The organism is Desulfobacterales bacterium (assembly GCA_028704555.1).
Classification (GTDB): domain Bacteria; phylum Desulfobacterota; class Desulfobacteria; order Desulfobacterales; family JAQWFD01; genus JAQWFD01.
The window spans coordinates 25,111-51,171 of sequence record JAQWFD010000019.1; the positions used below are offsets into that span (position 1 = coordinate 25,111).

The 26,061-nt window shown below is 50.6% G+C and carries 22 protein-coding genes and 1 pseudogene; 12 read left to right on the forward strand and 11 right to left on the reverse strand.

The features are described from left to right. Positions 1-28: 28 nt before the first annotated feature. The 6 genes from PHQ97_08700 (at position 29) to PHQ97_08725 (ending at position 5,322) form a co-directional block, all read left to right on the forward strand. The gene (locus tag PHQ97_08700; protein ID MDD4392808.1) at positions 29-1,009 is read left to right on the forward strand and encodes a 4Fe-4S dicluster domain-containing protein; all 981 of its coding nucleotides are present in this window, start codon (positions 29-31) and stop codon (positions 1,007-1,009) included. Beyond that, complete coding sequence (locus tag PHQ97_08705) at positions 996-1,466, forward strand: hypothetical protein (protein MDD4392809.1); 471 nt, start codon at positions 996-998, stop codon at positions 1,464-1,466. The genes PHQ97_08700 and PHQ97_08705 overlap by 14 nt, the downstream gene beginning before the upstream one ends. A 173-nt stretch (positions 1,467-1,639) precedes the next feature. Continuing rightward, positions 1,640-2,254, forward strand: a complete 615-nt coding sequence (locus tag PHQ97_08710; protein MDD4392810.1) for a sigma-70 family RNA polymerase sigma factor — start codon at positions 1,640-1,642, stop codon at positions 2,252-2,254. Then, positions 2,244-2,492 carry a zf-HC2 domain-containing protein gene (locus PHQ97_08715; GenBank protein MDD4392811.1) on the forward strand — a complete coding sequence of 83 codons (249 nt, stop codon included), beginning with the start codon at positions 2,244-2,246 and terminating at the stop codon, positions 2,490-2,492. The genes PHQ97_08710 and PHQ97_08715 overlap by 11 nt, the downstream gene beginning before the upstream one ends. 8 nt (positions 2,493-2,500) lie before the next feature. Beyond that, the gene (locus tag PHQ97_08720) at positions 2,501-4,801 is read left to right on the forward strand and encodes a PBP1A family penicillin-binding protein (GenBank protein MDD4392812.1); all 2,301 of its coding nucleotides are present in this window, start codon (positions 2,501-2,503) and stop codon (positions 4,799-4,801) included. An 8-nt stretch (positions 4,802-4,809) separates the two neighbouring features. Next, the gene (locus PHQ97_08725) at positions 4,810-5,322 is read left to right on the forward strand and encodes a tetratricopeptide repeat protein (protein MDD4392813.1); all 513 of its coding nucleotides are present in this window, start codon (positions 4,810-4,812) and stop codon (positions 5,320-5,322) included. Here the strand turns inward: PHQ97_08725 and PHQ97_08730 are convergent. The 6 genes from PHQ97_08730 to PHQ97_08755 all read right to left on the reverse strand — a co-directional run bounded on the left by PHQ97_08730 (position 5,312) and on the right by PHQ97_08755 (position 14,944). Then, the gene (locus PHQ97_08730) at positions 5,312-6,277 is read right to left on the reverse strand and encodes a class I SAM-dependent methyltransferase (GenBank protein ID MDD4392814.1); all 966 of its coding nucleotides are present in this window, start codon (positions 6,275-6,277) and stop codon (positions 5,312-5,314) included. The genes PHQ97_08725 and PHQ97_08730 overlap by 11 nt on opposite strands. A gap of 129 nt (positions 6,278-6,406) precedes the next feature. Then, positions 6,407-9,562 (reverse strand): efflux RND transporter permease subunit, encoded by a 3,156-nt coding sequence (locus tag PHQ97_08735; GenBank protein MDD4392815.1) that lies wholly within the window; start codon positions 9,560-9,562, stop codon positions 6,407-6,409. Positions 9,563-9,654: 92 nt separating this feature from the next. Further along, entirely contained in the window at positions 9,655-10,875 is a 1,221-nt protein-coding gene (locus tag PHQ97_08740) for an efflux RND transporter periplasmic adaptor subunit (protein MDD4392816.1), read from the reverse strand. Between the two features lie 34 nt (positions 10,876-10,909). Further along, positions 10,910-12,325, reverse strand: coding sequence for an efflux transporter outer membrane subunit (locus tag PHQ97_08745; GenBank protein ID MDD4392817.1), 1,416 nt, complete (start codon positions 12,323-12,325; stop codon positions 10,910-10,912). Positions 12,326-12,522: 197 nt separating this feature from the next. Then, complete coding sequence (locus tag PHQ97_08750; protein MDD4392818.1) at positions 12,523-13,050, reverse strand: SH3 domain-containing protein; 528 nt, start codon at positions 13,048-13,050, stop codon at positions 12,523-12,525. 415 nt (positions 13,051-13,465) lie between these two features. Next, a complete protein-coding gene (locus tag PHQ97_08755) occupies positions 13,466-14,944 on the reverse strand; it encodes a M48 family metalloprotease (GenBank protein MDD4392819.1) in 1,479 nt (492 codons plus the stop codon). A gap of 273 nt (positions 14,945-15,217) precedes the next feature. Here PHQ97_08755 and PHQ97_08760 point away from each other — a divergent pair, with 273 nt between their 5' ends. The 4 genes from PHQ97_08760 to PHQ97_08775 all read left to right on the forward strand — a co-directional run bounded on the left by PHQ97_08760 (position 15,218) and on the right by PHQ97_08775 (position 17,146). Beyond that, positions 15,218-15,691: a Spy/CpxP family protein refolding chaperone gene (locus tag PHQ97_08760; protein MDD4392820.1), complete on the forward strand. Its 474-nt coding sequence runs from the start codon at positions 15,218-15,220 to the stop codon at positions 15,689-15,691. Positions 15,692-15,860: 169 nt separating this feature from the next. Then, the gene (locus PHQ97_08765) at positions 15,861-16,457 is read left to right on the forward strand and encodes an RNA polymerase sigma factor (protein MDD4392821.1); all 597 of its coding nucleotides are present in this window, start codon (positions 15,861-15,863) and stop codon (positions 16,455-16,457) included. After that, positions 16,454-16,768: a hypothetical protein gene (locus PHQ97_08770; GenBank protein ID MDD4392822.1), complete on the forward strand. Its 315-nt coding sequence runs from the start codon at positions 16,454-16,456 to the stop codon at positions 16,766-16,768. Before PHQ97_08765 ends, PHQ97_08770 begins: the two co-directional genes overlap by 4 nt. Before the next feature lie 9 nt (positions 16,769-16,777). Continuing rightward, positions 16,778-17,146 (forward strand): hypothetical protein, encoded by a 369-nt coding sequence (locus PHQ97_08775; protein ID MDD4392823.1) that lies wholly within the window; start codon positions 16,778-16,780, stop codon positions 17,144-17,146. 152 nt (positions 17,147-17,298) lie between these two features. On the opposite strand, the gene speA is transcribed toward PHQ97_08775, so the two are convergent. The 4 genes and pseudogenes from speA to PHQ97_08795 form a co-directional block, all read right to left on the reverse strand. Next, complete coding sequence (speA, locus tag PHQ97_08780; GenBank protein MDD4392824.1) at positions 17,299-19,218, reverse strand: biosynthetic arginine decarboxylase; 1,920 nt, start codon at positions 19,216-19,218, stop codon at positions 17,299-17,301. A 353-nt stretch (positions 19,219-19,571) separates the two neighbouring features. Beyond that, a complete protein-coding gene (locus PHQ97_08785; GenBank protein ID MDD4392825.1) occupies positions 19,572-20,405 on the reverse strand; it encodes a rhomboid family intramembrane serine protease in 834 nt (277 codons plus the stop codon). Positions 20,406-20,602: 197 nt separating this feature from the next. Beyond that, complete coding sequence (locus PHQ97_08790) at positions 20,603-21,718, reverse strand: NADH:flavin oxidoreductase (GenBank protein MDD4392826.1); 1,116 nt, start codon at positions 21,716-21,718, stop codon at positions 20,603-20,605. A gap of 337 nt (positions 21,719-22,055) precedes the next feature. Continuing rightward, positions 22,056-22,205 (reverse strand): annotated as a pseudogene (locus PHQ97_08795) (helix-turn-helix domain-containing protein). A 338-nt stretch (positions 22,206-22,543) separates the two neighbouring features. Here PHQ97_08795 and PHQ97_08800 point away from each other — a divergent pair. Beyond that, positions 22,544-24,238 (forward strand): FAD-dependent oxidoreductase, encoded by a 1,695-nt coding sequence (locus tag PHQ97_08800; protein MDD4392827.1) that lies wholly within the window; start codon positions 22,544-22,546, stop codon positions 24,236-24,238. Between the two features lie 122 nt (positions 24,239-24,360). Continuing rightward, positions 24,361-25,161: a transposase gene (locus PHQ97_08805; GenBank protein MDD4392828.1), complete on the forward strand. Its 801-nt coding sequence runs from the start codon at positions 24,361-24,363 to the stop codon at positions 25,159-25,161. Between the two features lie 207 nt (positions 25,162-25,368). Here PHQ97_08805 and PHQ97_08810 read toward each other — a convergent pair whose 3' ends face one another. Continuing rightward, a complete protein-coding gene (locus PHQ97_08810) occupies positions 25,369-26,058 on the reverse strand; it encodes a nucleoside deaminase (GenBank protein ID MDD4392829.1) in 690 nt (229 codons plus the stop codon). Between the last annotated feature and the right edge of the window lie 3 nt (positions 26,059-26,061).

Genomic DNA, 26,061 nt, shown 5'->3' on the forward strand with positions numbered 1-26,061 from the left:
TGATGTTATTATTATACAAGGGGGATAAATGCCCGGAGATATTTCCAGAAGAGCTTTTTTGAAAGGCAGCCTGACATCGGCCTGCATGCTTGCCGCATCACAGGTGCCTGCAGGCGCTGCGATTACAGATGGAACGGAACAGCTTGCCACGCTCATCGATATCAGCAAATGTGTAGGTTGCGGGGCCTGCGTGGAGGCCTGCAAAGATATGAATTCACCAAAATTTCCAAGGCCTGAAAAACCTTTTCCGAAAATGGTACCCGCCAGGGTGCCTGTGGAAGACTGGTCCGAAAAGCAGGAAGTGACTGATCGGCTGACGCCTTACAACTGGCTCTTTATTCAACACGCCACCGTCCGCGTGAACGGAGAGGAGACCGAGCTGACCATCCCCCGGCGCTGCATGCACTGCGTAAATCCGCCCTGCGTGAAATTATGCCCGTGGGGCGCTGCCAGACAGCTGGAAAACGGCATATCCGTCATTGATTCTGACCTGTGTCTGGGCGGCAGCAAGTGTAAAAAAGTCTGTCCGTGGCAGATTCCCAATCGCCAGACAGGTGTAGGGCTGTATCTGGATCTGCTGCCGGCTTTTGCCGGAAACGGCGTAATGTACAAGTGCGACCGCTGTTACGACCGGATCTCAAAAGGTGAATTGCCCGCATGCATCGAGGCTTGTCCTGAAGGTGTTCAGACCATCGGACCCCGGGAGGAAATTATCGAGGCAGCGCGAAAACAGGCCAAACAAATCAACGGCTATGTATACGGAGAAACGGAAAACGGAGGCACCAACACACTGTATGTCTCTCCGATCCCTTTCGAAGAAATAGATAAGGCGCTTGAAACCGGCAAGGGCAAGCCACACTTAAAGCCTGTGGAAAATTCCATGGGACAGGCCAACGCCCTGGTTGCGGCTATGGCACTGGCGCCGATAGCCGGAATAGCCGCGGCTGCCGGAAAATTATATCACAGGGTAAAAACGGAGAAACAAGGAGAATCCGATGCATCCAGATAACCAGTCGCCGGTTCAGTATAAAATTATTCACGCTGTTTATGGAATCACGGTATTTTTTCTGTCCCTGTCAGGATTTGCCCAGATGCCGATTTTCAAGCGTTACTATATTGCGGATATCCCGGGCCTCGGCTGGCTTGCCCGGTTTTATGCAACCCATTACATCCACTACCTTGGCGCAATCCTGCTGCTCGGGCTTCTGGGCTACCTGCTGACCGATTATCTGCTGCTGCAACGAAACCGGGTCAGCATTACCGTGACCGGCTTTATCCGATCGATATTGATCGCCGGAATCGTGCTGACCGGAAGCATGCTGGTCGTAAAAAATCTGGGGGATTTTTTCCTGTCCCCTTCATCCATCGTGCTGCTCGACCTGTGCCACCTCGGGTTTGCCATGGCATTTCTGACATTCGTCACGTATTGCCGGATTTTCCGAAAAAGGTGGACAATCATCCAATAAAACCCTATGTATTCATCAATGAAATGTAAGGAGCGTAACCATGAAAGAAGTTATCATTTTTATCGTCATTCTCGGTGTCTGGTATCTGTTACAGGCGGTGATTTTACCTAAAATGGGTGTTTCCACCTGAATGAAAGATGCCTGTCAGTTGACAGACAAAAATAAAAAGAAAAATGAAAAAAAACCAGGAAAAGAAAACAATACATGATAACGATACCAAACTGATTCGAGCCATCAATTCCGGTCGGAGGGAACTGTTTTATGAGCTTGTAAAAAGGCATGAGCACTCGCTTTACAATTTCGGTCTTCGGATGTGTGGTGAGCCCCGGGATGCCGAAGATATGGTTCAGGACACCTTTTTAAATGTTTACCGGTACCTGGACGGTTTCAGATATGAGACCCGATTCAAAAACTGGCTGTACCGGATCGCCACACGCGCATGTATCAAAAAACGCAGAAAATCCATATATGCTCCGGAAAAAGAATTGTCTCTTGAAGAATTTCTGCCATCGGATGAATCCCAGATACCCGATGAGGTGCCGGAGTGGGCGCTCATGCCCATCGACAAGCTGCTGAACCGGGAGCTGAACGGTATGATCCGTGATGCCATTCTGGCCCTTCCCGAAAAATACCGGGTGGTCATCGTTCTTCGGGATCTGGAGGGATTTGATACCGCAGAAACGGCGCAAATTTCAGGCATCACCCCCGTTAACGTCAAGGTGAGGCTCCACCGGGCCCGCCTTTTTTTACGAGACAAACTCAAAGCGTATTTTCATCATGACGACTAAACCATACCCACATCAGGAATGCCTCAGGCTCTTTGAAAAACTGTCTGAGTTTATCGACGATGAACTCGATGCGGTTACCTGCCAGGACATCGAACAGCACCTGAAGGATTGCAGGGCCTGTACCGCCTGCATGCAAACCCTCAAAAAAACCGTTGAACTGAGCAAGTGTACCGGTTCACATCCGGTACCGGAAACATTTTCCGAGAACCTGAAGAATTTGATCCGGAAAATGAGCTGAGCGGCCTCATGAAAAAAAAATCTTCAAAAAAGTTGCGCCTGAAACCGATTCTGAAACTGTTTTCTGCCCTGTTGTTTTTTGTAACTGTCGGTCTTGCGGTTTACAGTCTTTATCTTTCCAGTCAGATTGAGAACCGGTTTGCCGGGCAGCGCTGGCAGATACCGTCAAAGGTTTATTCAGATACCACCATCCTGTACCCGGGCCAGCGCATCCATAAGGATTTTTTTCTTGAAAAGCTCAAAAACCTGGGCTACCGGAACGTCGGGCATTCGCCAAAACGCATGGGTGAGCTGAACCCGTCACCTTCTGCCGTTGAATTATATTTGCATGATTTCACCTCCCATTCCGGGACACGGAAAGGCTTTCCCGTAAGAATTGAATTTTACAGGGATTCAATAACCTCAATTGTCCGCAGGGACAATTTTACGCCGGTGCCGATCCTGGAGCTTGAACCTGAAGAAATTGCCCTGTTTTTCGGACCCGATCGGGAAAGAAGGCAGCTGGTATCCATCCAGCATGTCCCCCGGCATCTGATCCATGCGATCATGGCGGCCGAAGACACCCGTTTCTACAGTCACCACGGCATCGACCCTGTCGGCATTCTCCGTGCCATTTACACCAATCTGCGACACGGATCGATCCGGCAGGGAGGCTCCACCATTACCCAGCAGCTGGCTAAAAATTATTTTCTGACTCCGGAACGCACCCTGTCCCGAAAATTAAAGGAAGCCCTCATTTCGCTGATCATGGAAACGATGTACGAAAAGGATGACATCCTTGAGATCTACCTGAATGAAATTTATCTCGGGCAAAATGGCCCTGACTCGATCAACGGCATCGGAGAGGCGTCTTTTTTCTATTTCGGCAAACCGGTCAGTGAACTTTCGCTGTCAGAATCCGCTGTCATGGCCGGGCTGATCAAAGGCCCCAACCGCTATTCGCCCTATGTGAATCAGAAGCGTTCACGCGAGCGGAGAAACCAGGTGCTGCAATCCATGCTTAAAAACGGCTGGATCAATGAAAAACAGCTGAAAAATTCCCTTGATGCCCCGCTGCGAACCGCCGGGGCAAATGTCCATCAAAGAAAAGCACCCTATTTTATCGATTATCTCTCAGAGCAGCTGACCACGCTGTATTCCGGGGAAGACCTGGCCAGCATGGGATTGTCCATCTATACAACGCTGGATACCCAGGTTCAACGGGCAGCGGAAACAGCGCTGAAAAATGGATTGGCGCGCCTGGAAAAATCGATTCCGTCACTGAAACGCAAATCGCCGGAAAAGAAACTTCAGGGCGCGGTGATCGTGATTCAGCCGAAAACCGGCTACATTCTGGCCATGGCCGGCGGGCGGGATTACGCGAAGAGCCAGTTTAACCGGATCACCATGGCGCGCCGACAGCCCGGCAGCGCGTTCAAGCCCTTTGTGTATCTGGCCGGACTCGATCAGTTTACACCCGCATCCATTTTATCCAACATCCCGAAATCCTACTCCGTCAATGGGAAACAATGGTCTCCGGAAAATTTTGATCCGGTATCCGAACCCGAGGTCAGCATGAGGACCGCCCTGAAAAATTCATACAATCTGGCCACGGTTGATCTGGCTATGAAGGTGGGACTGAAAAAAATTATCACCACGGCCCGCAGCTTTCACATTTCAACGCCCCTCAAGCCCTACCCTTCCCTTGCTCTGGGGGCATTTGAAGTCATCCCGATCGAACTGGCCGGGGCCTTTTGCACCTTTGCCGCAGATGGCTTTCAGCCCTACCTGCTGTCACTGAAAAATGCGGCGGATGAAAGCGGCCGGGTTCTCAACCGCAGGCATATGAATATCGAGCAATTGATTTCCCCGGCCAAAGCCTTTATCATGAATTCCATGCTTCGCAGTGTGGTGGAGGACGGAACCGCCCGGTCCCTGAAAAATCTGGGCATTTCGTTTCCGGTTTCCGGGAAGACAGGCACCACCAACCAGTATAAAGATGCGTGGTTCGTCGGATATACCCCGGATATTCTGGCGCTGGTATGGGTCGGGTTTGACAATGGCGATTCGATCCACGCCACGGGTTCAACCGCCGCCCTTCCCATCTGGGCCGAGCTGATGCGTGCAATCCCGCAGTATGTTTCCGGAGACTGCTTTGCCATGCCCCAGGGGGTGGTACGAAAAACCATCTGTTCAGAATCCGGCAAACTCGCCGTTAGTCATGCATGCCGAAACACAACAGAAGAATTTTTCCTGGAAGAAAATGTACCTCAGGAGCAGTGCCCGCTGCATCAACCCAATATATTTTATAAATTTTTCAATAAAGGATAATCTTTCCGGTGAGTAAAAAACACATCTTATTCATGGCAATTGCTGCCTGTCTGCTCTCCCTGGTTACAACCGCCTGCAGTAAACGAATAATCCTCTCATCCCCACCGGTGTATCAAATACCACCGCCAGCGGATAAAGAAAAAGCCGGGCCAATACACGAAGAGGCAATCGGAGAAACCCCGGAAGAAACAAAAAAGGAGACACCAGAGGAGTCAAAAAAAACGATCTCTCCCCGAATGCTTGCCTCTCTTCAGCTGACCCGCCAGGGGCAGACTTTTCTGGAAAATGGCGATGCGGACAATGCGATAAATTTTTTTGAAAAAGCGATCAGCCTCAATCCGAGAAACGGGGAAAACTACTATTATCTGGCCGAAGCCTGGCGAATGAAGGGCAACTACCGGCAGGCAACGGAATTTAATCGCCTGGCAGACATCTATCTGAACACGGACATGGACTGGCGGAGCCGGGTGGAAAAGCAGAAAAAACAGATCGCTGAAAACCGCAGGCGGTCTACACCCTGATTTTCCAGCAGCGGTGGATCGGTTTCTTGTTGCTGACGTAGTCTTCCGGAATGGTGAACGACGTAATTTCCACCACATCGGTAACTTGCAAATGTGCCAGGCGCGGCTGAAAATCCTGGTGGTTTGTGGAAAAGAAAATCGTGGAGCCGTCCCGCATCACGTCTAGAACCGCCTTGAGCAGTACCGGATGATCCTTTGATATGTCAAACGTATCCCGTATATTTCTGCTGGTTGAAAATGAGGGGGGATCCACCACCGCCAGGTCAAATGTCTGATTTTTGCGTTTCGCTTTTTCAAGAAAGTCAAATATATGAAACTTGATCAGCGTATTGCCCTCTTCGGCAATCCCGTTGAGTTCCATGTTCTCTCGGGCCCATCTGACAGCGGTTTCCGATCTGTCGACAGACACCGTGGTCCGGGCCCCGCCCTTTGCCGCGTAGCAGGAAAATGACCCGGTGTAGCAGTAAAGATTCAAAAAATCCCTGCCCTCAGCCGCCTCCCGTACCATCTGTCTGGTATTTCTGTGGTCGGAAAAAAGTCCGGTATCGATATAGTCGTAGGGGTTTACATAGAACTTCAAATCCCGTTCGGACATGATGATTTTTTTATTTGTATTATCGATGCGGCTGTACCGGTTTCCGTCCTGACGGCCCACGCGTCGTTCTTTAAGATGAACATCTGATGAAGGAACCCCGAGTGCCTGTGCAACCGCCTCTCCCATCATCGGCAGCCATTCGGGCGTGGATTGTTGCCGGGTGTATTCAGCAATTACCAGATGCCCCGCATACCAGTCGACGACAGCCCGTATTTCAGGTATGTCCCAATCGTAAAGTCTGAAAACCTCGATATTCTGCCGGTCAAAGCCTTTGCGCAGATGCTTGTAGCGTTTTCTGACTTTGTTCGCAAGCATCTGGGCCTGGTTCCGGTATTTTGCCATTAAATTTGGATCTGTCATTTGCTGGAACTCTCTTTCCTATTCTTTTGGATTTACCGCCCGTCCTCTGTCTGCTGCTTTCTGTCCTCTGTCCTCTGACTTCTGACTTCTGTCCTCTGACTTCTGTCCTCTGTCCTCTGTCCTCTGCCCTCAGATTCCTGACGGCTTTTGAACGGAATGTTGAGGCACACCCGCCAGCTGGTGAACGTCTTCCACAATCAGATACAGTGACGGCACCAGTACCAGGGTGATCAGGGTCGCAAACAGCACACCGAAACCAAGGGAAATGGCCATGGGAATCAAAAACCTGGCCTGGCGGGATGTTTCCATAATCATGGGCGCCAGTCCTCCGAAAGTCGTCAGGGTGGTCAGCAGAATGGGACGGAATCGTTGAATTCCGGCCGCATGTATGGCGGCGACGGCAGAATCACCGCCTTGCCTGCGGCGGTTGGCAAAGTCAATCAGCACGAGAGAATCATTGACGACCACGCCGGACAGGGCCACCACACCGAACATGCTCATGACACTGAGGCTGTAGCCCATCAACAGATGGCCCAGCAGCGCCCCGACCATTCCGAACGGAATGCAGATCATTACAATAGCCGGCTGGGTATAGCTTCTAAACGGTACGGCCAGAAGCCCGTACATGGCCAGCAGGGCCATGCACAGCCCTAATCCCAGGCTTGTCATGCTGTCCCGCATTTCAGCCTGATGGCCTTCGAAACTGTACCGGAGCCCGTAATGGCGATTGATCAGATCCGGGAGGGCATCGGATTTCAGGGACGAAATCACCCGTTCCGCCTGGCTGGGAGGATCCACATCTGCCGAAACAGTGATAACCCGACGACCGGCCCGCCGGTTGATTTCCGTGTAGGCATGCCCTCTGCTGATATCGACCACATCCCGAAGCAAAACGTCTACCCCGCCCGGTGTCCGGATCATCAGCTGCTCCAGATGATATTCGGAAACCCGCTCGTTTTCCGGCAACCTCACCCTGACCGTCAATTCGTTCCGGCCCCGCTGCTGGCGAAGGGCTTCGGCGCCATAAAAACTGTTGCGCACCTGGCTGGCCACCTCACGGGCCGTCAATCCCAGGGCCCGGCCTTCGGGACGGATTACAAAATCCAGCTGCTGTTTGCCGATGGCAAATCCGTCATAGATATCCTTGACATTGGGAAAATAGTCCAGCGCTTTTGCCAGATCTTCGCCGGCGGTCTTCAACATGTCCAGATCACGGTGACTCAGTTCGACCGTCAGTGCCGCTCCTGATCCGGGTCCGCCAATATCGGAACGAAACGCGAGGTTTTCCAGCCCCGGAATATCACCGGTCTCATTGCGCCATTGGTTGATAAAATCGCCTGTCTGAACAGGACGAACGTCAGATGCGGTCAGATACACCCGGATACTGGCCACATGACCGCCGGAGGTCCCTAAAATCCTAGAACTTCCCCCGATCTGAGCATAAATACCTTTCACAAGAAGGTCCCCGCCGTTTTCAGATGCGACCCTCATGGCGGCCTCAACCAGCTGGTTCTGGACAGCCCCGGTTTTTACAACCGAGGAGCCATAGGGAAGAACGGCCTCGGCATAGGCAAAATCCGATTCGATCCGGGGGAATAAAGCCGTACCGATCCGGCCGCTTTTCACATAAGCCAGTGCCACCAGCAAAGCCACCAGCCCGATGGCCAGTGTCAGGTATCGCCAGGCAAGCGTCTTTTCCAGAAACGGCGCATACACCTGTTGAATCATCCGGGAAAACCCGTTACTGAATCGCTGCTGGCCCCGATGCAACCAGCCGAAAACACCCCGGGGACTTCGCTTCTTCTGATGCCCTAAATGCGCCGGCAGGACAAACAGACTTTCTACCAGGGAAATCAGAAACACCGTAATCACAACGACCGGTATGGTCCTGAACATCTTTCCGGGAATGCCCGGCACAAAATAAAGCGGCATGAATGCCACCACATTGGTCAGGATGCTGAACACCACCGGCATTGCCACTTCCCTGACCCCCAGAATGGAAGCCCTCATGTAGGAATGTCCCTGTTGCCGGTAGAAATAGACATTTTCTCCCACCACGATGGCATCATCCACCACGATACCCAGCGCCACAATAAATGCAAACATGGACATCATATTGATGCTGACATCCATGAACGGCAGAAAAAGAAGTGCCCCGAGAAATGATGTGGGAATTCCCATCGCCACCCAGAAGGCCAGCCGGGCCTCCAGAAACAGTCCCAGCAGAATAAATACCAGGATCAGGCCGAGAAATCCGTTGCCAAGCAGAAGCTCCGCCCGCTGCCTGTAAACTTCGGATTTGTCGTTCTGGGTAGCCACCTCAAGCCCCGGCGGCATGGTATGCCGATACTGTTTGATATAATCATGAACGGCTGTCGATACACTGATGGGCGTCTGGTCTCCTACCCGGTAGACATCGAGCATGACGGCCGGTTTGCCGTTGTACGTGGCAAACCGGTCCGAGTCTTCAAACCCGTCGATGATTGTGGCGATATCTTCGAGCCGGACCTGGGTGCCGTCACTGGTGGTAATAATGGGAATCCGGGCGAACTCTCTGCCGTAATCCCTGCGTTCCTTCATCCGCACCAGAATTTCACCGCCTTCGGTCTTCAGGCTGCCTCCGGGAAGTTCTACGGAAGCGTTTTTCACCCGGTCGGCAATATCCTCCAGGGTCAGATTATACGTCCGCAGATTTGCCTGAGGGACTTCAATACGGATCTCAAAATCACGGACACCGTCCAGTTCCACCTGCGTAATGCCAGGGTCCTGAAGCAGCCCGTCCCGAATCTGCTCGGCAGTTTCGCGAAGAACCCGTTCGTTCTGATCACCATAAAGCGCCAGAGATACCACATCCCTGCGATGCGTGGCTATCTCCACCTGGGGTTGCTCGGCCTCTTCCGGAAACGTGGTAATGCGATCCACTTCACTCTGGACGTCCTGGGCCAGTTTCTGAATATCTTCTCCCACGAGCATTTCCACAGTTACCACCCCGGAGCCCTCACTGGACGAGGAACTGATTTCCTTGACACCGTCAAGGCCCTGAACCGCCTCTTCAATCGCCAGGATGATGGCCTGTTCGACTTCCTCAGGGCTTGCGCCGGGATAGGACACCGTCACGGTAACCGAATCCGTGTCAAACTCGGGGAACACTTCCTGTTTCATCTGGATACCGAAAATCAGTCCGCCCACGAACAACACAATCATCACCAGATTGGCCGCCACACTGTTTCCGGCCATCCAGGCAATGGGACCGCGGGATATATCGTTGTTATCTGTTTGTTTCATGGTGGTTGGTTATTATCAGTTATTGGTTGAGGGTTGAATAAAAAACAATTAACAATTTGCCACTGATTTCTGACCTCTGAACTCTGACCTTTTCACTCCGTCCGTATCGGCATTCCTTCCACGGGAGCCGCGATATCGGAGATGATCAGGTTTTCTGCTTCCTGAAGTCCGTCTTTTACGATAACTCTGTGTTCATCCCGCCAGATCGTATCCACGGGCCGGATGTGGAGGGTTCCATCGCTTCCGGCAATCCATATCCGGGAGTCATCCCTTAAAGCAGAACGCGGTATGGAAAATACCTCTTTCAGATAGACGCCGTCGATTTCCACCCGGACGTACTGTCCGATAAAAAGTGGCGGCTTTTGTTCACCGGATACGTTCAGTGCCAGGGGGTCTTTTACGGCAACCAGAATCCGGGCCATTCGCCCCTCGGTTTCCAGCTCTCCCAGCAGACGGATGACCTGCCCGACACGCTCACTGACAGCACCGGAATTATTCCCGTAAAAAACACGCGCCACCGCCCCCGGTTCACCGGCTTTTCGGGGAACCGCAATCCATTTCAGGGCATCCACAGGGATGGACACCTGAACCCGGAATTCATCGGTTCCCACCAGATGTGCCAGCTCGTCCTGCGTGGATACCTGGGAGCCTTTTGCGACATTTTTTGCAAGGATCACGGCATTAAACGGCGCTATGACCCGGGTGCGGTCCAGATTGAGCCGGGCCTGTTTCAGATCTGCCTCGGCCGAAGCCAGATCGGCCTGCGCATTTTCCAGATGTGGTTTTCTCAAAGCCAGCGCCTTATCCATGCCATTTACCGGGCCATCTACCGGCTTGCCCGCGTTGACAATCTGCCATTCCCGTTTGGCAACTGACTGCTGCCCCATTTCCAGTTGAAGAGCGTATCGGGCATTGACAACCCGGGTTTGTTGTTTTTCCACCGCCAGGCGATAGTCTTCCGGATCGAGCAGAACCATTTCTTCACCGGCTTTTACAATGCCTCCTTCTGTAAATTCCGGATGAACGGAGACAACATGCCCCGATACCCGGGACCTGAGCTGAAGCTCCATGGCGGGAATAACGGAGCCCATGGCCGGCACCACGACGCGTTCGGAGGATGCCTGAAGCCTCATTATCTGCACTATGGGAAGCGGTTTTTCCGGTTTCTTGCGCTGGGCTTCCGGTCCGGTCCGGCTCATCTGATACGCCCCCGCGGCACCAACAGCCAGAACCAGCAAAGGCAGAAGTATCTTCAATACCAGTTTCCAGCGACTCGTTTTTTCCATCATTTCAACATTATTTTCCGTATTCATATGACCTGTTTTCGTTCATCTGATGTTAATGCCCTCAAGCCCCGAAGGGGCGCTCATCTTTCAACGCGTCCGTCCAGGTTCCACCCAACGCCCGGTAAAGCCCAACCCGGTTAGTCAGCAACTGAGTTTTCTCCTGAATCAGATCCAGCTCGAGTCCCTGAACCGCCAGTAACTGGGTCAACACCGGAAGGTAGTCATTTACCCCTTTGAAATATCGTTGTCTGGCTTCTTCAAGCGCCTTGCGGGCAGCATCAATCTGAGATTCCAGCGCCGTGATGCGCTGCTGTTTCCGGCAATCGGTAACCAGCGCATCTTCTACCTCTTTGATGGCCGTATAGACGGTCTGCCGATAGGCTGCCAGTTTCTCATCCACGACCGCCTGCTGACGTCTGACCTCGGATGATCTTTGTCCTCCATCAATCAGCGGCCCGACCAGATTGCCCGCAAGATTCAACAGCCAGTTATCAAAAATCAGGTCCAGCTGATCGGCAGAGTACAAGGCCTGAGCAGACAGACTGATGGTCGGGAGCCGGTTGGCGCGTGCTTCAGCCACCTGCCAGTCCGCGGCCTGGAGCCTGAACCCTGCGGCCCGGATATCCGGACGTTTTGACAGCAGATCAGCGGGAATCCCGGCCGCCGGAATCGGGATCAGATCCGGAAGGAAGTTATTTTCAATGTTCAGTTCATATTGTGGCGGTTTTCCGATCAATACCGCCAGTTCGTGCGCCAGCAGCTGTTTTTGAGCCGCCACGGACGGAATCTGGGACTTGATCTTTTCAACGATCTGTTTCTGCTGAAACACATCCAGTGCCGTTGCCATAGAATTCTGAAATCGAAGTTCGATCAGTTCCAGATAGGTCGTATTGGTTTGAAGCTGTTTTTCCAGCACCCCGAGCTGCATGGTCTGCGAAATGATATCCAGCCATCGGCTGGTTACCCCTGCCGCCAGTGTCATCGCTGCCGTGCTGATCTCTTCCCGGCTGGCAGACACCTCCAGCAGATCGGCTTGCCGCCCGGAACGAATCCGTCCCCACAGATCCAGCTCATAACTGCCGGCCAGGCCCAGTGAAAAATCCTTTGACTCACGTTCCATGGACACGCTGTCGGCGTTCTGCCGCGTCCAGGATGCACCGGAGGTAGCATTAAGATCCGGATACAGACCGGCGCCTGATTGAACCGCCAGCTCCCTTACCTGTTTCAGCCGCGCCCAGGCCTCCTTCAGAGAAAAACTGCCGGAGAGGGCTTCTTCGATCAGCGAATCGAGCGTCGGGGAGTCAAACTGCCGCCACCATCGCTGAGGAAATCCGCTCACTTCATTTTCGTATAAAGAATACGCCTTCGGCACATCGGCCATGGAATCAGGCCTGATTCCGGAGTTGAATCCTGAGCAGGACGTTAAAAAAAGGGCCGCTATCAAAAGGCATGCCCCCGCAATAAATTTATTTTTCATATATCGATTCCTGATTCACAGCTGACCCAAAACAGGTACTTCACCAAATTTTTTAAATCAGAATGCGAGAAAGTCTGAAAACCAATAAAAACAGCTGATGGCTGATGGCCATTAACCGCTCCTAATATAGAATAATTTTTCGTTATTACCATAAAAATATCCCCACAAACAATACTAATGGTTCAGCGTTTTTCACTTTACCCGAGCGGTTTTGGCCCTGCGCTCCGGGTATACTGATTGCTGACCCATCCAAACCCGCCGTACGGTAATTTCACATACAACCAGCCCGGCGCCTGTCCCATGACAGCAAGCCGGTCACCCTTTTGCACCGTCCCGATCACCCCGTGTGTTTTTCCGGGTCCGGACCGGACATTCAACAGGTGAATGGTAACCGCCACCTGTCCGGCAGCCGTGACTACGCCATGGCCTTTTGTAACGTCGGCAACCGGCATCGGTACGGCAACCGCTTCATAGCCGGCTGGAACCTTACGATAGTAAATATCATTGAGGACAAAATAGGTCAGTCCCGCCACCATCACGGTGTAAAATCCGGCCGAAAGACGCGGAATGACCCTCCCGGCGTGAGTTCCATGATATTGAAGGTCTCTGCCCCTCAAAGGCCTTCCTTGCGCAAAGGCGCTGGTACTTGCAAATATGGCTGTCACAGCCAACATGATCAACGCCCGTTTGGGAAACCGCTGCTGGATAAACGTAAACGCTTTCATGAGCATTCTTCCTTTTTTTATAAACGGATTTTAAATCCTGTTATTGCAACCGGCGTCGGTTTTCGCTCCTCATTTTGCGATACTGCGCCGGCGGATCCGGGGTCACAGAGCCAAGCCCCCGGTTGATTACGGCCGTCAAACCGCAGATACCGGCAGATCAAGACAACTTATCTGCATCCTGCGGCATGTAATGGCTTAAGTCGGATGCCATTCAGAAAAGGTTACAGTATAGATAAAATTTTTTGCCCGGATATCACAAAATTTGTGGCTGCCGCATACCCGGGGCCGGCGTCAAGGCTGATGCTTGAGCGAGCGCCTTTGATTATGAAAGGGGATCGTTCGAAGATATATGATGCGGGGTTATCCACCGTTTCAGCGCCGAAGGATGAGAGGGGCTGAATTGCCCCGAAAAACGTCAGAAACCGGAATGCTGGCTTGCATCCGGCTTCCCCGGTCCGTTTCGATCTTTTACTGTTTTCTTCTGCATTGACGCCAGTTTTTTTTCGATTTTCTCTTTCCTGTCCGGATCGGTTGTCAGTTTCAAGGCCTGCTGAAGATGAAATATAGCCGTTTTAAACTCCCGTTTATCCTGATAATACAGTCCCAGGTAATAATGAGATTCGCCCTTCCGGTCCTGTTTGTAATAGACTTCGCCCAGAACGTGGAATGCATTTACATACTCCGGATCTTTTTTCAACAGCGCAAGAAGCGATTTTTCCGCCTCATCCAGCTTTTCCATTTTCATCTGGCAGCTGCCGAGATAAAACAGACTCTCAACCGTGGCCGACGGGGGCCGGGCACTGAAATCAAGCAAATCCAGCGCATGCTCATATTGACCATCCATATAGTAAATACGCCCCAGATCTCCGAGCATATACGGATCCAACGCTTTTGCTTCGAGCGCTGCTTTCAAATGGGTAATGGCATCTTTCCGGTTTCCGGTTCTGGCCAGAATCAATCCGTAGCCGTAATGGGCCATGGCGTTTTCCGGTTCTTTGGCGATGGCATTCCTGAATTGATTCATCGCCAGAGTTTCATCCCCGTAAAGGGCAATAATCCGGGTATGCGTTCTGGCGAACACATCAGGTCTTGCGGGATTATCGACCGATGCGCCGGAAAGCTGAGTCCGTTCCCGCCAGGCCACGATATGATTACGCCGCTCCTTTGCCGGAGGGTGAGTGGACAGATACGTCGGGATCTCGTCTCCGAACCAGTTTCTGTTCTGAATTTTTTCCAATGAATGGAGAAATCCCTCAGGCCCGTATCCGGCAAGAGTGACATAGGTTGCTCCGTACCGGTCTGCCTGAAATTCATATTCTCTGCTGTATGCCATCGCAATCGACTGGCCTCCGGCCAGTGAACCGATGGTTGCGGCCTGAGAAAGTTCACCCGCACCGCCAATTCCGAGCAGTATGCCTGCGGCAATACCCGCAAGAGAGACGATCTGGGTCTTTTTAGACTGATCGATACTCTCGGATATGTGGCGACAGGTTGCATGAGCAATCTCATGCGCCATGATTCCGGCAAGTTCCTCCTCGCTGTCCATGGCCTTGAGCAGACCGGTGAATATGAATATATGACCCGCCGGCGCCGCAAAGGCATTGAATTCGTCTTTCCGGATAACGTAAAAATGAAACGGAAACGGTTGAGGCGGAAGCACGCTGGTCAGGGTGCAGCCAACTGAATTGACATAATTGACAATATCCGGATCTTCCACAAATTCATACCGCTCTCGAACCATTTTCATAAATTCAACGGAAAGTGCCTCTTCCTGTTTTATGGTGATCCCAAAGGCCGTTGCCGGCAGAACAACGCCTGTGATCAACGCCAGAATCATCATCGCCGTAAAAATTTTTTTCAAAACAGTATCGAACCTGATGCCTTGTTTTTTCATTCGCCTCCTGCCTGGCAGCCCATGCCGCAATCTTTATAATATTTTCCGTATTATACCAATCGGACAGAAATAATCCATAGCTAACTGCGGCAAGACCGGGACGTGCCATTTGCAACCTTTCATCGGTCCCCGTACAACTCCGGTATTTCGGATTTATTATTTTTCCTCTTCCGGACATTAAATCTGTAACTTTACCGAAGCCATCCACGACTGGGATGATAAAGGGAAAATTCACAGCAAAAAAACACATAGAACGAAAAAGGAAGGGACATCATGAAACACACCTTTAAAAAACGAATCGGCCTGCTCGTATTTTCAATCCTCTTTCTGGGGATATCCTCCGCAAGTGTTCAAGCGTTTGATCATCCGATGACGGGGAAAAGGAATTTCGGCATGAAGATGTTAAACCGCCTGAACCTGTCCGAGTCTCAACAAACCAGAGTAAATGAGATCCTTACCAAACATCAGGAAGAAACTGAAGCGATCAGGGCTCGACTCCATGAAGCCAGACAGCAGCTTCATTCGGCAATCAGTACGGATCAATTCAATGAAACCGGAGTGCGTCAGGCCTGGCAGCAGCTGTCTCCGTTACTGGAAGAGATGATGGTATCACGGGCAACCGTCATGTCCAGCGTAAAATCCGTGCTGACTCCGGATCAGTTAAACCAGTATGAACAGCTGAAAACAACGCATCTGAACAAAATGCGGGAACGAAGACAAATGAGAAAAGACATCTTCCGCGAATAATGGTAGAATTCGGCTGTCTGAAACACATCGGATAAAATCTCTTTGCATCCCCCGCAAAAAAAGATTTTATCCGACTGTGTTTCCAGGCTGTCAAGGCATTGTATCACCCGATAAAGGGACGTCTGAAATTTCAAATGGTGTAATAAAGTGATGCAGCGGGATATGGGATATGACATGCGTAGCAGATGATGACATTGTCAAACAGGTCATTGGCGGCAATGTAAACGCCTTTGAATATCTGCTGAAAAAATATCAGGGGCATGTGATGAAAATTATCAGAAAACATATCCCCGGAAGCCATGCCGACGAAGCGGCTCAGGATGTTTTTGTGCGTGCCTATCAGGCGTTGCCGAATTACAAAAAAAAAGACAGCTTCAAACCGTGGCTGTCCGTCATTGCCGTCCGGACCTGTTATGATTTCTGGAGAAAACGATACCGATCCAGGGAAAGGCCCATGAGCGAACTGAGCGATCGGCATCAGGACTGGCTTCAACAGGTGTTGTCCGATCAATCGAGTCTGTCATACCATGACATTGTGCGGAAAAAAGAAGCCCGGGAGCTTCTGGATACCGCACTGAACCAATTATCCGCCGAAGAACGGATCATTCTCGAACTGGTGCATCTGGAGGGGCTGAGCGGAAAAGAAGTTTCCCAACTTCTGGGATGGAGCATTGCCAACGTAAAAATCCGATCCTATCGCGCCCGGAAAAAACTTCATAAAATATTGACACCATGGATTGAAGAAACCGAAGGGGGAAGACATTGATTCAAAAAAAAATAAAAAAGCTGACATCCATATTCCGGCAGACATATCAGCTGGAGGGAAAAACCGATGCCGGGGATATCCGGTGCGCGCAGGTCATGGACCGTATCCGGAGCCTTGGGCCGCTGCCTTCCGGAGCAGATGTGTTTATGTGGTTTGAACAGGTTGTCTGGCGTTTGTCCCCGGCGGCGCTGGTGCTGATTCTCGTTGCGGCCTTTTGCCTGACACAACTGGACATACTGGCCGACCATGAGGTGTTCAGCCTGTTTGAAGATACCGAAGAGATTACACTGGCCCAATTATTCGTCCCATGAGGTGAGAATATGAAAAAATGGAAATTTATCACGGGTATCGTTCTGATATTTTTTTTGGGAGCACTCATCGGTTCCCTGGGGACCGGGCTGTTTTTAAAATATCAATTTTCCGGCCACAGAAAACCTGAAACGGCAAAAATGACCGTCATGAAACGCCTGGTCCGGCAACTGGATCTGACCGCGGACCAGAAGCCCCGGATCGAAGCCATCGTGGATCAGATCCAGACGCAAACCCGAGATCATTTTCGTAAAACCCGAGAGGAAATGAAAGGGATTATCGCCCAGGGCATTGCCCGGATAAAAAAGGAATTGAACCCGGATCAGCAGAAAAAACTGGATGAACTGCACGAACGATTCAAACGACGGCACAAGCGATAGGATCCCCTGACGCAGCCTCTCCCGGAAGCCTGATACCGTTGAGCCGTTAAAAGGTCACTCTCATCCACATGATTTCACAGATTGGCACAGATTAATCAATGGAATTGTTCCTTAAATCTGCATAATCCGTGAAATCTGTGGATAAAATTTTCTCATCGCTCAAAATAAGTATAGCCGCGCAAACCATCCTCATAGGCCCGCATGATATCCCGGCGGTCCTGAGCCGTAATTCTTTTTTCCTGAACCGCCTCTTCGGCGGTCTTGCGGACCCGCTCCACCATGTTTTTGGCATCGAACTCCACATATGAGAGCACGTCAGCCACGGAATCTCCCTCCTGTTCACGAACAAACGTGTATTCACCAGTTTCTTCCACACGGATGCTGACCACGTTGGTATCTCCGAAAAGGTTATGCAGATCTCCCAGCGTTTCCTGATAGGCCCCCACCAGAAATACCCCCAGATAATAATCTTTATTTTCCTGGAGTTCATGAACCGAAAGGGCGTGCCGGACCCCGTGCATATCAATGAACCGGTCAATTTTTCCATCACAGTCGCAGGTAATATCCGCCAGAATGGCCTTACAGGTCGGCATTTCATCCAGCCGGTGAATGGGCATGACCGGAAACAGATGGCCGATGGCCCAGGAATCCGGAAGAGATTGAAATACGCTGAAATTTGCATAATACGTATCGGACAGGGCCACATCAATCGACTCCAGATCCTTGGGAACATATTTCATATTTTCTATATTCAGGCTGATTTTTTTGACAATATGCCAGAAAATCTTTTCAGCCAGACTTCGCTCCCGCAGGGAAATTTCACCATGCCTGAACAGCTGCCGGACCAGATCCCGATAATAAATTGCATCGTTGAAGCATTCCTGAATATTTTTTACCGACAGGGTATTTAACACTTCGATTAAATTCCGGATCTCTTCCGGCCCATCTTCCGGAAATTTTTCCGGCAGCGTCAGATCCTCAACACGGTTCACATCCAGAATATTAAACAGCAGCACCGAATAATAAGCGACCGTGGCCCGGCCGGATTCAGTGATAATGGTCGGATGCGCTACATGCTCTTCATCCAGTGTGGACATGATGGACTCGATGATATCTGAGCAATACTCATCCAGCGTGTAGTTGCGGCTGTTGGTAAAATTGGTGTGAGATCCGTCATAATCCACCGCAAGGCCGCCACCGATATCAAAATACTTCATGGCGGCCCCTTCGTTGACCATGCCTGAATACACCCGGCAAGCCTCCAGCACCGCTGAACGAATGTCCCGGATATTGGGAATTTGTGATCCCAGATGATAATGAAGCAGCTGCAGGCAATCCAGCATATCATTTTCTTTTATCTTCTCAATGACTTCCACAATCTGAGTCGTATTCAGGCCAAAAATGCTCCGGTCCCCCCCGGACTCGGTCCAGTGTCCCCCGGCCTGAGTGGACAACTTGAACCGGACGCCGATCAGGGGACGGATATTGAGCGCTCTGGAGCGTTCGAGAATCAGATCCACTTCGCGGGGTATCTCAACCACAAAAAAGCATTTAAATCCCATTTTGCCGGCATAGAGGCCCAGATCGACGAAATCCTTATCTTTATAGCCGTTACAGATCAGACAGGCTTCTTTATCCTCGAGAAGTGAAAGGGCGGCAATCAGTTCCGCCTTGCTTCCGGCCTCCAGGCCGTGATGGTAACGGGCGCCGAAACGGGTGATCGCCTCGATGACCTGCTGCTGCTGATTGACCTTGATAGGATATACCCCCTTAAAGTCACCTTGATAGTTGTTTTGTTTTATTGCAGCACGAAAACTTTCATGAAGCTGACTGATCTGGGACTCCAGAATATTTTCGACGCGAAGCAGAACCGGCATTTCATAGCCCCGTTCTACGATACCGGACACAATGTCCATCAGGCTGACAGACAATTCCGGTTTATCGAGAACCGGATTGACCGTCACATTACCGTCCTCGGAAATTCTGAAATAACCTGCCCCCCAGCTCTGAATTTGATAAAGGTCCGTAGAATCCTGAATTGTCCATCTTTCAAGAGTACTTTTCAATTTCATTATAATCCTTTTTTATTGACTTGGACGTTATCTGACAAAAGAGGGAAACCCCTTGCCACCAATGGTGTTGCAATAAACAAATTCTGGAAGCATATAGAAAATTTTTCAAGGATATGCAATTCATTTATGCCGTAGGATAGCAGCTGACAATTCTTCATTATTCGTCGAAGACTGTCAATACTGAAATTTCGAATTTCAAATATTTTCAATCAATAAGAAGTCTTTTCGAAGTCTGCGTTTATCAACCCGATCTCAGCGTGTCAATCTGCCGGATTGTTTATGAGGCGCGCTCAGGTATCGCGCATTCCGCAGAATTTAAGCCGCCCTGAGCCTGAACTTTTTATTTTGCCATCTCAATAGGCCAGTGCCTGCATCACCGACCAGATCAGTATCCCGACGGTACCGGTCATACATGCGGCGGCAAGCATCTTATGGGCCAGATTTTCTTTCCGCTTTTCATGATATCCCAGCAAAAAGGCGAGAATCGCACCCGAAACAAATCCTCCGGCATGGCCCCAGTTGTTGATACCCGGCATCAGCATTCCGAACAGGATAATGGAGATGACCCAGCCGCCGGTCTGCTTGTAAATCATCTGTCCATAGGTGCCGCCCCGGCTTTTGCCGTAATACATGGCAGCACCGATCAGGCCGCAGACAGCGGCCGATGCGCCGATGGTAAAGGAAACTCCGGCCAGATACGAGAGCAAAAACCCGCAGATACCGCAAACATGATAGATCAATACCATCCGGTAAACGCCATATTCCTGAACAATCAGAGCGGCTATCTGACGAAACGCCACCATGTTGAACAGCAGATGAAAGATCCCCCCGTGAAGATAATTGGCAGAAATCAGGGTCCACCAGCGGTGCAGCCGGTCGATGGGAACCGTTCCGGTGGCTCCCAGCAGCAGAAGATTCTGATTCGAGGGGGAAACCAGGGACATGGGATCAAACCGAAACCCGGATTCCCTCGGATAAATAATTAACGATATCAAATACATGGCGACATTCATGTAAATGATAATTCGAACATACCATTGCGCATCTTTGAATCCTTTGATGAAGGCCGTGTGTTTCCACCATGCGCCCGGATTGCGCATGCCGCAGTAAGGGCAGCGGGATTCATCGCTGCTGATCAGCTTGTTGCAACCGGGACACAGAACCGCGCGTTTGCGTTCAGGATTCATGGTCATCTCCTTTAGGGCTCACCCTCTTCTGACAGGCCAAATCGCGGGGAGAATACGCCGAATTTGCAAATTTCCCGGATAAAATTCAGTCAGCAGAGGGCACAAAGGTCAAAAAGCAGAGGACAGCGGTCAGAAAACAGCTGCCTGCTATCTGTTCTCTGACCTCTGTCCTCTGTCACCGGATAGCTGTTTACTCCCTACTTCTTACTGCCTGCTGCCAGCCTTTCCCGCGTGACGCAAAAAATCCCCTTACCGTCCCGGGCCGGGCCATAGCACAGATTATCCGAAATACACGCGGCACTTCGAAGGTCACCGGACTCCCAGCGCCGGATCAGATCCGGCTCACAGATCAGCGGACGGCACAGCGATATATAGTCGGCCACGCCATCGTTTACCAGCGCTTCAGCCACCGGAAAAGACCGGATTCCGCCGACCAGGATCAACGGCACATGGATCTGCTGCTTATACCGAATGGCCGCCTTACGGTAATAGGCCTCATCCTCTGAAGCGATTTTCCCCGGCCTGGAAAATATGTATTTACCGGAATAACGCGTCCCGCCACTCATTTCAATGGCATCGATCCCCTCTTTTTCGAGTACGCCCGACAGGCGTATCATCTCATCCAGGCTGAAACCATCCGGCAGAAAATCTTCCGAATTGAGTTTGATCAATACCGGATAATCCTTTCCTGCGATTGCCCGAACCCTGCGATAGATCTGCACGATCAATCGATAGCGATTTTCCGGACTGCCACCGTATTCATCGGTACGTTTATTAAAATAAGGGGACAAAAACTGATTCAGCAGGTACCCGTGAGCAGCATGAATCTGCACCCCGTCAAAGCCGGCTTCCAGAGCACGACGTGCGCCGTCACCAAATGATTCCACCATCTGACGGATTTGATCCCGCGTCATCTCGCGGACGTCACCATCAGGTTCTCCGGCCGGCGAGGAAGGCCCTTTGGCCGGGTGCCCGGTCAGCTGAGTTACCGCCTGGCACCCGGCATGCGCCAGCTGCAGAACGATTTTTCCACCCGCATGATGAACCGCCCCGGTCATCTGCCTGAGGCCTTCCACCTGCTCATCGCAGTAAATGCCCAGCTGCCCGGGGCCAGCCTGCCCGTCACGCTGAACATAGGCATGGCCGGTGATAATCATTCCCACCCGGCCCTCGGCAAGCGCCTCCATTAACCGGGTAAGTTCGGGCGTACAGAACCCGTCGCCGGTCGCCATTCCCTCCCATGTTGCCGAACGGACAAACCGGTTTTTCAGAATCATGTTATTCATTTTCGTGGTATCAAACAAAATCGACATGGTTAATTCATAACCTCCCTGAATATCATACGGATTATTTATTGGCTGCCAGTCATCACCGGCACAATGCCGGTATATACATCAGCGGTGTGATATAGAATAAGGATTTTAGGGATACGGAATATAGCTCCATTTGAGAATGGCCGAATCAAGGCCAGCATAAACAAACAACAGAGAAAGAATCAACACCAAAAGCCCGCAGCGGCAAATTATAACAAGTTTAGAGGCAACGTGCTCGAAAGCGTTTATTTTCCGAAAACATCCTCCGTGCCTTATCCGTTGAAGGCTGTCAAAAAAACGAAATCTTTTTACCGGACATATTTACCGCCCGCTTCGCTCAAGGCGCACAGAAAACTCTTTTTAAAAAAATATTCCATTTTTTCATGTACTTCCAGACAGCTGTCCGACTCACACCCAGCTGCCGGGCCACCTCCGCCTTATTCCACTTCGACTGGTTCAAGCGTTTAACCAGAGACTCACGATCCAGATACGGTGAGACGCCGTAACCCGGAGACCGGCCCGAAGATTTCGAAAAATCGGATGACAAATGATTCATCGTTCGAATTTCAACCGGAAGATCCGGTACATCGATCCGGTTCTCCCGTCAAAGCACACATGCTTGTCATATTTTTTGGATATATTACGGGCAATGGCGAACAGGCTGTATTAGACATAAAAATTTTATTTGTAAAATCAATAAGTTAAATATTATAATGTTGTCTGATAGACATTCCGGGTAATATATTGAAAATATAAATGCAGACACCCCCATACAATCGTAAAAAAATACCACAAACATAACGGAACGTAACAGGAAGGATCATCATGAAGAATCGAAAAAAAATTATTGTTATCGGCGGATCTGCCGCAGGTCCTAAAGCGGCCGCAAAAGCCCGTCGACTGGATCAGCATGCCGACATCACCATCATCCAGAAAGATACGGATCTTTCCATGGCATCATGCGGTTATCCTTATTATGTAAGCGGCGAAGTCAAAGACCGGAAAAGTCTGATATCAACGGCTTACGGTATCATCCGAGACCCTGATTTTTTTCAAACCTCCAAAGGCATCCAGGCCTTTATCGAAACCGAAGTCTCAGAGATCGACAGAAAAAATCACACCGTCACCTGTAAGAACCTGAAAACCGGTGAAATAACCCGCTTCGACTATGACAAGCTGATTATCGCCACCGGAGCCCGCGCAAAGTTGCCCCCCATTGCCGGCAACACCCTGCCCGGCATTTCAACGATGCATTCCATGCCCGATGTGGATTACCTGAAAACCGCCAGGGATCAGGGGGCCATAAAACAGGCGATTGTCATCGGCGGCGGGCTGATCGGCATAGAAGTCTGCGAAGCCCTCCAGATATCCGGCATCCAGGTAACCGTGGTTGAAATGCTGCCCCAGGTGCTGACATTTCTGGACTGGGAACTTGCCAAACTGGTTGAAAACCATGTCCGCAGCAAAACCGCAAAGGTGATTACGGATCTGGCGGTTTCCGAATTTATCGGCAAGGAAAAACTGGAGGCGATAAAACTGAGCGATGGAACTTCGCTGCCCTGCGAGCTGGCAGTAATCGCCATCGGCGTCAGCCCAAATACAACGCTGGCCCGGAAAGCAGGACTTTCCATCGGAAAATTCGGGGGAATCGATGTCAACAAATACATGCAGACCTCCGATCCGGACATTTACGCCATCGGGGACTGCGTTGAGGTCAATAATCGAATTACCGGCAACAAAACCTTTGCCCCCATGGGTGATCTGGCCAACCTTCAGGGACGCGTCGCCGGCGAGAATGCCGCAGCAGGCAACCGGGTTACCTTTCCGGGAACCATTCAAACCGGTATCTGCAAGGTATTTGATTTTTCTGCCGGCTCAACCGGGTTATCCGAAACCCGGGCCAGAGCTGCCGGGTTTAACATCATCTCTGTGATAACAGCCGGCCCGGACAAACCCGCCTTCATGAACGGCAAGCCCCTGGTCACCAAAATGGTCGCAGAGGCGGTTACCGGAAAAGTCCTGGGCGTTCAGTGTGTGGGTCTGGGCGATGTCAGCAAGCAGATCGGCCAGGCCGCCATGGCCATCCAGGGAAATTTGACCGTAGAGGATCTGTCCAATGCCGACCTGCCATATGCACCACCATTTTCTCTGGCCATCGACAACCTGATTGCCACCGCCCACAGCCTCGGCAACAAGATGAAAGGCCGGCTGGAGTCGATATCCGCCGTTGAGGTAAAAAGCAGACTCGATAACGGGAAAACCCCCTTTATTCTCGATATCCGTGAGCAGCACGAATACGACATGATACATCTTGGCATCGGAGAAAAACTGATCCCCCTCGGCGAAGTCCGCAGCCGCATGGATGAACTTCCTCAGGATAAGGAAAGAGAAATTATCTGCTACTGCAAGGTATCCCTCCGTGGCTATGAGACATCCCTGTTTCTGAAAGCCAACGGCTGGAAAAATGTCAAGGTCATGGAAGGCGGAATCCTCGCATGGCCGTTTGCGCTAGAACAGTAGAACAGGGTCGGGCCACGCTAAGTAATTGACATTGCAAAAAAAATACCTTAAAATCGTCGCTGAATCGATCTTAATCGATCGATTTTACCCTAAAACTGCCCCGTTAAGGAAATCGACGAAAAATGGCTCGCGCAAAAAGGCACTATATACCCGGCCATATCTGGCATATCACCCACCGCTGCCATAAAAGAGAATTTCTTCTGAAATTCCCAAAAGATCGACGCAGATGGATTGAGTGGCTATTCCAGGCAAAGAAAAAATACAGCGGGTTGAGCGTGTTAAATTATATGGTCACATCAAACCATATCCACCTGCTTGTATTTGATAATGGCGGCCGGAATGTCATCCCGGACTCAATAAAGTTGGTTGCCGGCAGAACCGGCCAGGAATACAATATCCGCAAAAGCAGGAAGGGGGCATTCTGGGAGGATCGTTATCATGCTACAGCCGTGGAAAGTAATCGCTATTTAAGGCAATGTATCACTTATATCGATATGAATATGGTTCGTGCCGGCGTGGTAGACCATCCCAAACAATGGGAGTTTTGTGGATATAATGAAATCCAGAACCCCAGAAAAAGAAAAGGCATTATTGATTTTGATCGTCTGATGAATTTGCTGGCATTTGAAAATCATGATGATTTAAAAGCTGCTCACTGCAATTGGGTGGAAAGTGCATTGCAGGCTGACAATAAAGGTAAGGAAAACAAGTGGACACAGAGCATCGCCGTCGGAAGTAAAACGTTTATCAACTCGATAAAACAAACCCTTGGGTTCAGGGCAAAAGGTAGAAACATAGTTTGTGCTGACGACACCTTTGAACTTCGGGAAGCTCTGGCGCCATATGGCAAAGCCACTAATCCGGATTCCGGAAACAGGTTTTTATGGGATCAACAGCCCCCATCCTTAATCAGCCAGTTTTGATGACCTTGTAAAAGTCATATTCAGCCCTCATTTGCCATTCACCTGAAATAATAAATCCAGCTATTTCAGAACGTTCTGGATTCCCGCCTACGCGTGAATGACAGGTGTCGGCACTTTTTACGAATTCATCAGTTTTAGCATAAAAATTGATCGATTAAGGCCGAAATATTGATGTTTTTTGACATCTTTTCTTTGTTTTACAATATGTTACTGTGGCCCGACCCCAAACTTTTTTTCCGCCTTTTTCTTTGCCCATACCCGCATGGAATAATCAAAAAGATCTCTGGCGATTTGCTGAATCTCCGGCGAGCATTGTGCCGGCCGGTAATCGCAGTTTTCCGCACGGTCTTTCCAGAACGGCGGCAGTTTGTCTATTCGGCTGACCATGCCGCCGCTTTCATCCGGCGTGATATAATACATCTTTTTTATACCTGAATTAATAATCCGTGTCAGGCACATGGGGCAGGGTTCCACGGAACTGATCAGCACCAGGTTTTCACAATTGCGGGGATTTTCCGCGGAATCGGAGCCGCCTTTTTTCCTCATCCAGTCTTCGTAACGGTCCAGCAGGTCCATTTCCGCGTGAAGATCGCTTCTGAAATACGGTACATACTGGCGGTTTCTTCCCCGTGCGATAACTTCGCCGGTTTTTTCATTGATCAGGCACGCGCCGATACCGCCGGATCCTTCCCTTAATGACGTGATGGCATCCCTGACGGCTATAAGGCCGTAGATATCATCCTTGTGTTCGGGATCGGGCTTAAAGGCATCGATGCGGGCCTGGATATCATCCAGTCCGGGGATTACAACCGAAGCATCTGCCAGAGGCGCTTGAGACAAAACACATATCAAAAGCAGGAGAAACAGCACAGACCGTAAGCAAAATGAATTTTTCATTGT